Genomic DNA, 12136 nt, shown 5'->3' on the forward strand with positions numbered 1-12136 from the left:
CGCGCTCAATGGACCTGTCCCCGCTCGGTCTCGCCATCCACATCGCCAGTGCGGTGTTTTTCGTATTCGGTGTCGGCGAGATCATCGACCACCTGGCGCAAGGCCTCCGTGTTGGCCGTCGCTGCATCCGTTTGCAGGTAGACCTTGGCGACATAGAGCCGGTCGAGGCGGTCCTCGAGAACCTTCTCCAGCGCATCCGCATCACCCCAAGTGAGCCGGTCGAGTTGGCGAACGTCCAGCACCCGCGCGATCTCGTCGCGAAATGCGTCCCGCTCCGCCTCGGTCTCGAAGGGCGCGGACAACTCCCCCGCCCGCTCATGGTCCAGAACACGCGTAATCTCGTCTGCAAGGCGGTCGGCACGGTCAGACTGCGGCGCAGTTTCACCGCGGGCTGCGAGGAGTGCGTCGCGCGTGCCAGACCCAAGCCCTTCGCGCAACTCGTTTTCGCGGCGGACCTGGTTGATGGCCTCCGTGTCGCGGATCTCGACGACGGCCGCATAGGTCGCGCCAAGCCCGCGGGCGAGGTGGGACGGCATGTCCGGATAGCGCTCCCTGAATTCATCCGTGACAGAATCTGCAACGGGCGTGCGGACGTCGCGTCCCTCCATGATCCGGTCGACCTCGCGGGTGATCTCGCTGGCGCGGGCCGCATCGGTGATGGTCTCCCTGTAGGGTTCAGACCGGTCGATCACATCGCCGGGGCGTGCGAGCAGGTCCGGGTGTGCTTCGAGATACGTGCGCTGCTCCGTCTCGATCCGGCGCTCCGCCCGTGAGACAACCTCCCAATCCCGGTCCTCGATCTGCTGCGCTGTCAGACCGTCTGCGCGCATCTCCTGACGGATTGTCCCTTCCATCGCCCGCACCGAGTCCTCGTGATAATGGAACCGCTCGCTGTCCGGTTCCGCTTCCATGACACCATCCCGGCGCAGCACGTTCTCCCGTTCCAACAGCGTACCAAGCTCGACATGCACATCGTTGAGAATGTCGCGCGCCTGTTCCAGATCGGCGCGGCGCTCGGGGTTGAGATCCCGCGCTTCGGCCACTTTGGAGAGATCATTGGCGATCCATTGATGCTCGAGCGCTGCATTTGAGGCGCCCGTCTCGATCCGGGCCACCACTTCCGATGTGCTGATCCCGGTGCCGTGTAGTGCCGCGTCAATGCGCGATCTCAGATCGGGCTCTGCCAGTCGCTCGCGCTGGCTGGCGTCGATATTGGCTTCGGAATAGATCCCGCCCTCCGAGGGGGTCTCTGACAGCGTGGATGATCGCAATCCGAGAGGCTGCATGTGCTGGACCTGCGTCTGGATCTCGATGAGACGTTTTTCCAGCACGGGACGTTCCGCGTCAGACTTCTCGGCGATCATGCCCTGCACTCGCGCGAGCTTTTCCGCATAGAGGCTTCTCAGATCCTCGAAGCTTTGATCCTCGGCCATATACACATCTCCTGTTCGGTCCACCTGCCCGCCATGCGCCAGCACCTCGCCCGCGCGGAAGAGTGCTGCGGCAATATCCTCGCGGGCCTCTCGGGAGGCCTCCGCGGCAAGCGAATGGTAGACAGTTCTGGTGTTGGCGATTTCCGCCAGCGTCCGCGTCAGGTCTGCCCCCACGCGTTCGCGATCGCGGGGTGCGCGCCCCTCGTCTTTCGCCGCATAGACCTCGCTGGTTCGGGCTGGGTAATGCACAACCCCGCGATCCACCCGGCGCGTGGCCTCCAGCCGCACGCCATACTTTTCCGCCTCCTCGACCATGGCGAGGCGGAAATCGTCATAGTTGAAGCGATGGTTGCGGCCGAGGAAGAAGAACTCGCCTTCCTGCGAGCGGCGGTTCAACACCAGATGCGCATGGGGGTGATCGCGGTCTTCATGCACCGCGATGATGTAGTCGAAATGGCCCGCGTCGGTCTGGAAGAACCGCTCGGCCATATCCGTCGCGATGTCGCGCACATCCTCCCCGCGCGTGCCGATGGGGAAGGACATGAGCATATGGGTCGTCTGGCCCAGCTTGGGCTTGAAGCCCGCATCCCACCGCTTGGCAAAGCGCTCCGTCAGGTCCTTGATGTCACCCGCCTCGAGCTTCGCCTTGCCATCCAGGAACCCGCTACTGTCCACGATATGGGTAGACTTGGTGGTGAGGTAATCGAGCTGGTTTGCGAGCTGCGATTTGGTATGCGTGCCCCCGCCCCGGATCGCCTTGAAGACCGCTGGCCGATGCCCCGCTGCCGCGCGCACAAGCTGGGACTGCTTGGCCACGTGCAGCCCCTGCATCGAGCTCCGGACGCGGCTCCAGCCATCCCGAAAGACCTCGCCCGTGACGGCATGGACGGCATCATTCAGCCGCATGGGCAAACTCCCTCAGCGCGGCCGTGGCCTGCAGCTGCATCCCTTCGCGACGGCGGCGCAGAAGCAGATCGATCTCGTCAGCGGAATCCAGAATGAACCGCGCCAACCCGCGCATCTGGGCAAGGCGCAATTCGGTGAACTCGGCACTTGTGCCCCCCACGGCCCCCTGCCCCCGCCGGTTGGCCTGCGTCATCTGTTTGGAGATCTGCGCGACCCCATTACCGACCTCGTGCAGCGAGGCGCGGTAGCGCGCCATCTCAGCTGCCATCTGCGCGTCCGGAACGAACACCCCGCCTGCCGCCTGAATGAGCCGCCGCAGCCCCTCGGCCCGGCTCTCGATCCCCGCCTTCGCCAGCACCTCGTCTAGCGCCGCAAGCTCCGCAGCCGTGACCTTCACACTGACCGCTGAGACCGGAATTGCGGCATCCGTCTGGCGCTCGGCATCGGCTTTGAGCGTGTACTGAATCGCCCGCACCGACACGCCAAACCGTTCTGCCAGCACTGAAGTGGAAACGCCTTCCGCAGCTTCGCGAACGATCTCCATGCGGTCCGCATCTGTGAGACGTTTTGAGCGCGACATGCGAAGAAAGACCCCCTATTTCCTGCCACCTTCCACCAAGGCTGCCCCTACCTTACGATAATATACCAGACTGTCAATTATATACTTACGTTGCATTCAGGCTCAGGCAGCCTTGGTGTCCGCTTCCCCCGCGGCCCGCAGGGACGCGGCTCTGCCGCCCTCACCACCGGGCGACCCACCTGTCCTAGGGGTCCCGTCCACCAGCCCCGCCCGAGGGTCTGGCCGAACACCACGTGTTCGGACGGAACCGCGGGCGGGCGCAAACCCCACCGACAGGGCGGACAGTCAGGGTCAAGGAGGGCCAGATTTGGGTCCCCAAATCTCTGCCGCAAAAACCGGGAGGCCCTGGCCGATAGGTTTTTGTGGATGGCCCCCTTGAGGCTGACTGTCCGGTCTGTCGCGGCCTGATCATCCCAGGCACTGCTCGTCCGTTGAACACGCAGGGGTCGGCACCCGGGAGATCGCTGTTGGCGATCACCCGCGCCGGATCCGGCATCCCTGGTACAGGGACAGGGCCGCCCCAAGATCGTCCTGGGGCGGCCCATCCTCGTCAGAGGATTTAGTCCTGGGGATCTTTCGCGCTCGGTGGGAACATCACCAGCTCCGAGACCGCGACCGGGAAGTCGAGCTTGAGGCTGAAGAACTCCGAGCCGTCCCCGTTGCGGGTGTTGCGGAACATCGCGCCCACGCGCTGAAAACGGGTGCGCTCCTGGCCATCGGTGTCGGTGAACTTGACGGGGACGGTGGCGACGTAGTGGTTGGTCATTTGGGTTACTCCTTGTTGCGATGGGGATCACCCGGCACGGGGGCAAGAGGCCCGGTCGCAAGCGCAAATGCGGAGGGTCCGCGGCCAGCCGTGGAAGCCGTATTTGTGCTTGCCGAAGCGTGAGCTGAGGGCACGGACGGGCCGACCCCGTGCGATCCACATCTATGAGCAAAAAGGAGAGACCCGAATTTGTGCCGCCACTTTGCAGTCGCGTTCGCACCCGTCGATACCGGTCTGAGGTGGCTTGGTTCGTTCTGATCCAATGCATCTGGATAATGATCCGTCACGCGCACCACACAGCGGGTCAGCGTTCAGCCGCGCGCGAAGATTCGTCGTCTGTGTTGGGTGAGTGCCCCTGCTATCGGCACCAGGGTTGAGGGGGTGGGGGACAGCTGGTGCGGCCACATCGGTATGGCACGGCCAAACCTTCAGCAATGAGCGTACTGCCCACGTCCCGACCGTCAACGAACAACGAGCCACAAAGCCGCCCGAAATTGCATCGATCCGTGCCTTCAGTCCCGGGCCGGCAGGAACAGGCCACGCGCTCAAATTCAATTGACGCCGCACCCCGCACCAATTGACCAAGACGCGCTGTTGCCCGTTCCCCGACCTGGCGCTCTGCAGTGCAGGATGGTCTCCATGTCTCAGGCGCGTTAAACCCGACGAGACGCACGTTCGCTGTCATGCCTCGAATATCAATCGTATCACCATCAATGATCCGCACATCGCTGGCTCGAAGCGACCGGTCTTGCGAGGCGGGTCGCTCTGCAGGTGGCGCGACCGGCGATAGGAAACTGGAAGACATCCAGCCCACTCCCAAGTTAGACCGAATTTGGGTCCATTGCCCTTCATCGCGAAGCATTTCGACGCGAGTCCCTTCGCTCAAGACGCCCATCACAGCGTTCGCGGTAGACGGCTCAGAACGTTGGTTGACACGTGTCCCTGTCACATAGACGTAAGTGGTGTTTGTCGTTTGCGATGTGGGAATTGCTGACGGAATGTAGGGCGTGGATCGCGAATTCGATGTCTCAAACAATGATCCAACCAATGCGAAGAACCCGACAGCGATCACCAACGGCACCATGATTTGGCGTTGAGCCTTGCGCACGGCACGCCGAGGTGCGGTGATTGCGCGGCTCACGGAGATCGAACGGGGTCTCGCCTGGACGGCTCTGGCGCTGCGCTTTGGTGCTGGTTTCGAAGTGCCGTCGTCGGCAGCTGCCCTTGTCTGGGCCGGTTTTTCCCCTTTCAGTTTCAGGACTTTGTGCAGGCTGGCGTACTGAGCTTTGCTCAGGCGAGTCTCCGTCCCGTGACGCTCAAACCGTTCAGCCATGTTTGTGAGAAAAGACACTTCCCAATCGTTTGCCTGCCCGGACCGCAAACGCGCATCAATGCGTGATTGGATCTCTTTGGTGCGTTCCGGAGAAAAAGGCATCGAGGAAAAACCTGTTCGGGTGTTCAGCTGCGCAACAAATGTCTTCTGCCGCACGGCCACAATAAGCTGTGATTGCATCGAGATACCATCCAGCCATTCCCAAAACCACATCGGCCGTGTTGCAGTCATCCAGACTTTTTCTACCCGTTGCTGGAGTTCGCTGCGACACCCCTGAGGTTCGCAAACATTTGAGAAACGACGAAAGGGCCGCCCGAAGGCGACCCTCTATGTTCACGTATCCGCGGTCTTCTTCGCAGGGTCCGCAACCCGCATGACCGTCAGGCCTTTCGCTTCCGCCTTCTGCCCGAGGTTCAGCGCGACCCCGTTGCCGCCGAAAAGGACAACCCCCGTCGCCGCGAACTTGTCGTCCAGCATTTCGTCGTTGCACTTGAACGGTGCCGCACGCCCATGCGCGGACCAGCGAGGATCGAAGCGCGCCTGTGCGACACCCCGTGCGCGCGCCCACCGGGCCGCAATCATCTCCGCCCCGTGCTTGCCACCCTTGTGGCAGAGGAAGATCTCCTGGTTGCGGTTCTGCTTGATCCGTTCGCGAACCTTGTCGAGCGTGTTGAAGATCACATCGACATCGGTCCAGTCGGTGGCGCCTGAGACGATCAGGGGCACCCCCTCGACTTTCGACTTCTCGGCGGTTTCACGGTCGTGCTGCTCGAGGAGCTGCCGCGCCTCGAAGACCGCCCCGGTCTCTTGCGCCCTGACGCTTGCGCGCGACCCGGCTGCCGGGATGAAGGCGTGGCCCGTTTCGACCTCGTAGCATTCCGCCGCCGCCTCGCTCATCACCTCGATGGCGCCGACAATCTCGCGCAACTGCAGGAAGCGCGCCTGCGCTTCTTCGAGCGCGGTCTCGGCGATCTCCGATCCGTCATGGGATTTTGTCAGCGCGCCGATCTTGTCGGCGGTGCGGTCGACCTCCTTGCCGAGTGCCACCTTGCGGCGCTGCAGGATCGTGGCGAGCCCATGGGCCAGCGGTTCGATTTCGGCTTCAAGCCCGGTCCCGCGTAGCTGACCGAGCAAAGCCTCGAAGCTCTCGCGGATGATGCGGTCGGTCAGGATGTGATCCTCCGGGATCGGCAGCTGCGCGTCCTTCTCGGTCAGCCCGAAAAGCTCGATGGTCTCGTAGGTGTTCGCAGTGTCATAAGCCATGTCTGGTCTCCAGTGTTCGGTTCCAAGGCCACCACGTGAGTGTGGGGGCATGGCCGAATGCCTGGTTTCCGAATCTGCCCGGGTCAGGGACGGCGCAGCCGCCGGCTTGCCGGGCGCAAAAGTTTTCCGCGCGCAGCACCGGACACATGCGCACCCTCACGCACGGGACCGCACCGCGCCACGGGCCCCGCCCTCGCCGAAAAGTTTTGCGATCCTTGACGCGGGCTGATTTGGGGGCCATCCGGAGGATATGCTTCCGCACTCATGTGTGTGTGTTTTGACGGTAGGTTTGCCCGACCCGAGCAGGCAAACGGACTGACCGGACGCGGGAGGCGGATGGAGCGGCGGGATCGTTTTGCCCCGCAAAACAGACCAGAGCGCAATCCGGCGGAGCGGCCAGGGAGAGACGCGCTCGCGAGGCGGGCAAACCGAGGGCCTGGGTGCAACGCCGCGGTGAGGCCGCATGGCCGAATGCGCGACGGACCGAAGGGCCGTTCTCCCCTGCGACACGCGAAGCCGAGCTGGGGAGGCCGCAAGGCTGGGACTCAGGTCAATGATCAAGCCATGCCGCTTCTAAGAAGCGGCCGCGTCGGAAACGTTATTTCATATATGGGACGTCCGGCAGGATGGAGCGGAAACAATCATTCGCTAATTAGCGGCACGGAAGCGCTCACTATTTGAAAGTGGATCAACTCGACAGCCTTCAGCCAGCTTGGGGACAAAAATGACCAATGCTAAGCCGCCAGAATATCTTCGTCTTGGCCAAGGGCGCGGGGATCGATCGAATTGTCCTGGTCACCTCCAGAGTTGTCGAAAGCATAAAGCGACGAAACCTTTTCACCATCCCATGAATACCTGAAGTGCTCACCTTGAATTGCACGGTCAAGCACATTGCCATCGAGCACGCAAATGCGAGTGCCGCTTGGTCGTTCGGATGACCGGAATAGCACGCCTGACAAACCTTCGGTCTTGGCGCGCTCCCAAAGCAACTGTCCAAGTTTACGCCGTTCTGATTGAGAAAGCTCAACAGGCACCGCTCGTAGGTCTAGGAACGCGCCAGACACCTTTCGGCTTAGCATCCGCATGTCTAGCCCGATTGGAGCTTCCGCCGTGCGGCTAAGGAACAGCGCTCTTTTCGCAACCGAGACCGCCAAGGCTGTCTGTTTGTCTTGCGACATCTCTAGGCACCGTACGAACCGGTCGAAGAACCAACTACCTTCCGGATTCGAATAGGCGAACGGGGCATGGTTCCAGTTCTGAAAACGTGGAGACACATCATCTGCGGTCACACACCCTTGCCCTAGCAGGCGCTGCTTTTCCATAACACGGGGGTTATGAAGCTCTGCGACAGCCGCGACCTGGTCGTCGCGCCCACCCGCGATGCGCTGATATAGCGGCACAGGTGGAAATCGAGACGGGATAAGCACATAGAAAACGCCATTGATCTGCTTTACGTCGAAGTCATCCACCGCGTTGTGCATCAAGATATTCTCTTACTTTGTAAATATCGACAACGTTACCACCAAGCATCACGTCGAGTGCGCTTCGATCATCAAAAAACGCGTTCGGCTTTTTTATCCACCCATCCGCCGCTTCAGGGTTCGGCAACACAATTTGCAGAGACTTGTAGATGCCGAGTAGGTGAGAGATGCGTTCGATAGTATCATGCGGAAGGTTTCCCCCGGATTTCTTCCACTTGAAGAACGTCGAGCGCCCTGGCGAGCCAAGCAGCGTTATTTGCTCATCAGTCGAGAGCCCCCAGTCTTCGGCAAGTCTCGAAAAAGCATCCATAATGGCTGGAATCCTGATGTCGTCCGCGCCGGGTTGAAGCGCAGAACCTATATGTGGTTGCATTGATCCTCCTATTATCCGCTTTTGGACTTGACGTCCAAAAGAGTCCCTATGTAGACTGTCCATATGAGGACTCAAATCTTACTTTAGTCCAAATTGGCGAAGATGCAACAAAAAGGAGCAGTGCAGTGGCAGGGAAAAGAAAGGTTGGCGGTAGCTACCGAAGCGCAAAATCAGGACGCTATGTTACTCAGGCGCATGGGAAGTCGCACCCGCGAACAACCGTGAAAGAAGCTCGCGGGAAGAGCGGGTCAACCGGCGGCAGCTATCGAAGCGCCATCAGTGGTCGATTTGTCACCGCGAAGCACGGCAAGTCAAATCCGAAGATCACCGTCCGTGAGAAATAACGACCGGATAGGGCAAAGCGGCTGACCAAACCAACCATCTAATCGCCCATTGAGGGCAAAAAATCGTGAGGCTTCAATGGGCATCTCAGACGACTTCAAGACCTTTCTCGATAATATCAAGATCGACAATGCCGCGACGATTGCCTTGCGATACGGCGAAGTCACCGCTTCTCTTAACAAGGAGTTTCGCGACACAGAGTCAAAAACGGCTAACAGCCTTCAGGTTGGCTCCTATGGCCGCTGGACGGCGATCAAGGGCATTTCCGACCTGGACATGATTTACATCATGCCCGCCGGGAAGTGGGACACCTACAAGGAAGGGGGCCAACATAGGCTTCTTCATGATGCTAGGGATGCGATCAAGAGGCGATACCCTTCGACAACTGTCAAGGTGGATCGTTTGGTTGTCCGCGTGCTGTACAACGATTTCCACATCGAAGTGATGCCGGCCTTCAAGCTGGCTGATGGGAGCTACAAGTACCCTGACAACGCAAAAGGTGGGTCGTGGAAGATTACCAAGCCGCAGGCTGAACTCGATGAAATGAGAGAAGCCAATGAGCGCAAGAACCGAAACCTTCGCCACTTGTGCAAGATAGCGCGCGCCTGGAAGAACAAGCAGGGCGTCGCCATGGGCGGCCTTCTGATCGACACTCTCGCCTACAAATTCCTCGAGTCAACCGACGAATACGATACCAAAAGCTTCCACTACTACGATTACATGTGCCGGGATTTCTTCAAGTTCCTGGCTGATCAGCCCAAGCAATCCGAGTATGCAGCTCTTGGCAGTCGTCAACGCGTTCGTGTCAAGAAGCGGTTCGAGCGGAAGGCGAAGAAGGCATACGATCTATGTGTGAAAGCCATCGACGCGAGCGGACAGAAGAATGAGCGCCAGAAATGGCGGGATGTGTTCGGGAACGCCTACCCAGCACCGGCAAGTAGTGCTGCGGGAGTGGCCGCGGCATTTGCAAATGTCTTCAAAGATACTGAGCAGTTCGTCGAAGACAGATTTCCGGTCGATATTCGACACCACCTTCGCATCAACTGCGAAGTGACGCAGGATGGATTCCGGCCGGGGATGCTCCGTGACCTCTTGGAGCGGCATGGCGTCCTGCTGCCGAAGAAGAGCCTTCGATTCTTCATCGCAGATGCAACCGATCTTCCCGACGATACCGAGATGTTCTGGAAGGTCTTGAACCGTGGCGAAGAAGCCGAGCGTCGAGACATGATCCGGGGACAGATCCTGCGCGATGAAGGTCGCGGTGAGCGCCGAGAGACCACTAATTTCCGTGGTGATCACCTCGTAGAATGCTACGCGGTCAGTCGGGGCGTGGTCGTTGCGCGTGACACCGTCCGGGTTCCGATTCGTGTCCGGGATGCCGAGGATGAAGACTATGCCGCCTGATTACGATATCGCGTTCGAGGATCAGGTCCGTGAATGCTTCGGACGGGTAGTCTATACCCACAAAACCCACGAACGTATGGCCGATCGGTGTGCCGATACACTTCGCAGGTACAAGATTGTGCAAATCACCCTGTCAGCACTGACGAGTGCAGGGGCGATCGGAGTCGTGGTGGGAGAAGAATTATGGGTCGAGATCGCGACTGTCGGCATTTCATTTATGACACTATTTGTGGCGGCCTATCTGAAGAACTTCGACCCTGGTGCTATCGCTCAAAAACATCGTGACGCAGCTGCGAAGCTCTGGAACGTCCGAGAATGCTACCTCTCACTGCTAACCGATCTGCCGAGACTGCCACATGAAGCCGCAGTTGAGCGTCGGAACGAGTTACAGGCCATGCTTGCAGCCCTCTATGAAGGCGCACCTCAAACTGACGGAAAAGCCTACGAGGAGGCCCAAAGACGGCTGAAGGAGATGGAAGACATGACCTTTACAGCTGACGAGATAGACTGTTTTCTTCCGCTCTCGCTAAAGCGATCCGGCGGACGGCCTAAACAGACAGAAGTCAATCAGGCTGAAGGCAAAAGGTAAATAATGACAAAGAATATCTGTATTTTTTCCGATGGAACCGGGCAAATGGGCGGGTCTCGGCCGGACCAACGCCTTTCGAACGTCTACAAGATGTATCGCGCCATGCGTCCTGGCCCAGACTCACCAATTAACCCAAAGGATCAAGTCGCCTTTTACGATCCTGGGTTGGGCACGGGCGAAAGCGGGGGACTCTTTGGCCGCGTCAAGCCTATCCTTGAAAGCGCAGTCGGCACCGGCATCGATCACAATATCATCGATTGCTATGAACAGATCATCGCCCATTATGAGCCCGGTGACCGTGTGCTACTGTTCGGCTTTTCGCGCGGGGCGTACACGGTGAGGGCACTGGCGAATGTCATGAACCTTTGCGGTATCCCAACACAAATGCCCGATGGCGAACCCGTCCCGCGCCACGGGCCCGGTTTGCGCAAGATCGCCAAGGATGCAGTGAAGTTCGTCTATAACCACGGTGCCGGAAAGCCTCGCGGGCAGAACCCGTACTTCAAGCACCGCGAAGAGCTTGGTCGCAGGTTTCGCCAGAAGTATTCGAGTACCCCGCAGGAGGGTGATGACAACCAAGGCAACGTCCAGCCGACCTTCATCGGGGTTTTCGATACGGTGGCATCATTGCGGACGGCAGTCGTGCGCACTCTGGTCTGGGGCATTACGTTTGCAACCGGTGCCGCCTTCGTCGCCGGGCTTGTGCTAGGGTGGTCATTGCTTCTGGTCGTCCCTCTCGGTTTCTTACTCGGCGCGCTCATGTGGCAGCTCGGCTCTCTTCTGCTGGATAATTTCAAGTATTTCTCGGATGATCCTGATCGCAAATTGAAGATATTGCGCCCTACAGACTGGCCGCAGATTCTGAAGACAGGGCATTTCGCCGCTTGGAACAAGCGCAACTACGACATGTGGCTGGATCCCGACGTAAACCACGCCCGCCACGCAATGGCGATCGACGAAGACCGCGCAGACTTCCCGCGAGTTGGATGGGCGTCCCAAAAAGCCGCTATTGAGACCAAGAACCGAGAACCGGCTTGGCTCAAGCAGGTCTGGTTCCCCGGTTGTCACAGCGACATCGGTGGCAGCTACCCCGAGGCCGAATCCCGTCTTAGTGATATAGCCCTAGACTGGATGGTCGATGAGTTGAAGGAGTGTGTGCCTTCAATCAAAATCAACGAAAACTACCTTAACCGCGCTCCTGACCCTTTGGGCCTGCAGCACCGCGAGGACGCGATCTTGGCGTTCGGACCAGTCAGCATCCCATGGAAAAAAGGAATCCGAGAAGTCGGCGACGATTTCCCTCTCCACCCATCCGTACAAGAACGCATGCAGGCGACCGCGGTCGCTCAATTCGGAGAAGTCAAACCATACCGACCGCAACAGCTGAGCAAGCGACGCGATCTAAAGCGTTTCTATGAGACGTAAAATGCGTCTTCGGGCCTTTTCCGCAACAACTCTTTCGGCGCACCTTAATGTTGGACTGACCACATCGCATTAGGAACAGCAAGTGAGAGAAGACCATAGTGCCGCGCGAAAGGAGCCCCCTGAGATCACGCTCTGCGCAGCAGGTAGTGCCCCGAGGAGTGGTGTAGGAACTGGCGTCCACCTGCTTCTTCATAGCTGGTGTTGCTCGTTCACTGTGCGGCGATCATCGTCGCCGCGTCGG

10 protein-coding genes are annotated in these 12136 nt (G+C 59.5%); 3 read left to right on the forward strand and 7 right to left on the reverse strand.

Features of this window, described 5'->3' with window-relative positions:
- Window positions 1–5: 5 nt before the first annotated feature.
- From N5A93_RS17845 to N5A93_RS17870, 7 genes are all read right to left on the reverse strand, one after another.
- Window positions 6–2339, reverse strand: a complete 2334-nt coding sequence (locus tag N5A93_RS17845; protein ID WP_268956449.1) for a relaxase/mobilization nuclease domain-containing protein — start codon at window positions 2337–2339, stop codon at window positions 6–8.
- Window positions 2326–2919, reverse strand: coding sequence for a helix-turn-helix domain-containing protein (locus N5A93_RS17850; protein ID WP_328407355.1), 594 nt, complete (start codon window positions 2917–2919; stop codon window positions 2326–2328). Before N5A93_RS17850 ends, N5A93_RS17845 begins: the two co-directional genes overlap by 14 nt.
- Window positions 2920–3478: 559 nt before the next feature.
- Window positions 3479–3685, reverse strand: coding sequence for a hypothetical protein (locus N5A93_RS17855; RefSeq protein ID WP_007120662.1), 207 nt, complete (start codon window positions 3683–3685; stop codon window positions 3479–3481).
- Between the two features lie 358 nt (window positions 3686–4043).
- Window positions 4044–5249 (reverse strand): SH3 domain-containing protein, encoded by a 1206-nt coding sequence (locus N5A93_RS19595; RefSeq protein WP_440590580.1) that lies wholly within the window; start codon window positions 5247–5249, stop codon window positions 4044–4046.
- Window positions 5250–5351: 102 nt separating this feature from the next.
- Complete coding sequence (locus N5A93_RS17860) at window positions 5352–6281, reverse strand: DUF2493 domain-containing protein (RefSeq protein ID WP_268956451.1); 930 nt, start codon at window positions 6279–6281, stop codon at window positions 5352–5354.
- Window positions 6282–7015: 734 nt separating this feature from the next.
- A complete protein-coding gene (locus N5A93_RS17865) occupies window positions 7016–7750 on the reverse strand; it encodes an RES family NAD+ phosphorylase (RefSeq protein ID WP_268956452.1) in 735 nt (244 codons plus the stop codon).
- On the reverse strand, window positions 7743–8135 hold the full coding sequence (locus N5A93_RS17870) for an MbcA/ParS/Xre antitoxin family protein (protein ID WP_268956453.1): 393 nt from the start codon (window positions 8133–8135) through the stop codon (window positions 7743–7745). Before N5A93_RS17870 ends, N5A93_RS17865 begins: the two co-directional genes overlap by 8 nt.
- Before the next feature lie 420 nt (window positions 8136–8555).
- On the opposite strand from N5A93_RS17870, the gene N5A93_RS17875 reads away from it, so the two are divergent.
- Genes N5A93_RS17875 through N5A93_RS17885 form a run of 3 tightly spaced genes read left to right on the forward strand, consistent with a single transcriptional unit; the run spans window position 8556 to window position 11895 of the window.
- A complete protein-coding gene (locus N5A93_RS17875) occupies window positions 8556–9881 on the forward strand; it encodes an SMODS domain-containing nucleotidyltransferase (protein ID WP_268956454.1) in 1326 nt (441 codons plus the stop codon).
- Entirely contained in the window at window positions 9862–10470 is a 609-nt protein-coding gene (locus N5A93_RS17880; protein ID WP_268956455.1) for an SLATT domain-containing protein, read from the forward strand. Before N5A93_RS17875 ends, N5A93_RS17880 begins: the two co-directional genes overlap by 20 nt.
- 3 nt (window positions 10471–10473) lie before the next feature.
- Complete coding sequence (locus N5A93_RS17885; RefSeq protein ID WP_268956456.1) at window positions 10474–11895, forward strand: phospholipase effector Tle1 domain-containing protein; 1422 nt, start codon at window positions 10474–10476, stop codon at window positions 11893–11895.
- The last annotated feature ends 241 nt before the right edge of the window (window positions 11896–12136 follow it).

It is taken from the genome of Roseovarius salincola (assembly GCF_026891095.1).
In the GTDB taxonomy this organism is placed as follows: Bacteria; Pseudomonadota; Alphaproteobacteria; order Rhodobacterales; family Rhodobacteraceae; genus Roseovarius; species Roseovarius salincola.

What these genes read in the sequence shown, in the direction of transcription:
- N5A93_RS17860 (WP_268956451.1), bottom strand. Translation starts at nt 6,281, where the DNA reads ATGGCTTATGACACTGCGAACACCTACGAGACCATCGAGCTTTTCGGG.
- N5A93_RS17880 (WP_268956455.1), top strand. Translation starts at nt 9,862, where the DNA reads ATGAAGACTATGCCGCCTGATTACGATATCGCGTTCGAGGATCAGGTC.
- N5A93_RS17885 (WP_268956456.1), top strand. Translation starts at nt 10,474, where the DNA reads ATGACAAAGAATATCTGTATTTTTTCCGATGGAACCGGGCAAATGGGC.
- N5A93_RS17850 (WP_328407355.1), bottom strand. Translation starts at nt 2,919, where the DNA reads ATGTCGCGCTCAAAACGTCTCACAGATGCGGACCGCATGGAGATCGTT.
- N5A93_RS17845 (WP_268956449.1), bottom strand. Translation starts at nt 2,339, where the DNA reads ATGCGGCTGAATGATGCCGTCCATGCCGTCACGGGCGAGGTCTTTCGG.
- N5A93_RS17855 (WP_007120662.1), bottom strand. Translation starts at nt 3,685, where the DNA reads ATGACCAACCACTACGTCGCCACCGTCCCCGTCAAGTTCACCGACACC.
- N5A93_RS19595 (WP_440590580.1), bottom strand. Translation starts at nt 5,249, where the DNA reads ATGACTGCAACACGGCCGATGTGGTTTTGGGAATGGCTGGATGGTATC.
- N5A93_RS17875 (WP_268956454.1), top strand. Translation starts at nt 8,556, where the DNA reads ATGGGCATCTCAGACGACTTCAAGACCTTTCTCGATAATATCAAGATC.
- N5A93_RS17870 (WP_268956453.1), bottom strand. Translation starts at nt 8,135, where the DNA reads ATGCAACCACATATAGGTTCTGCGCTTCAACCCGGCGCGGACGACATC.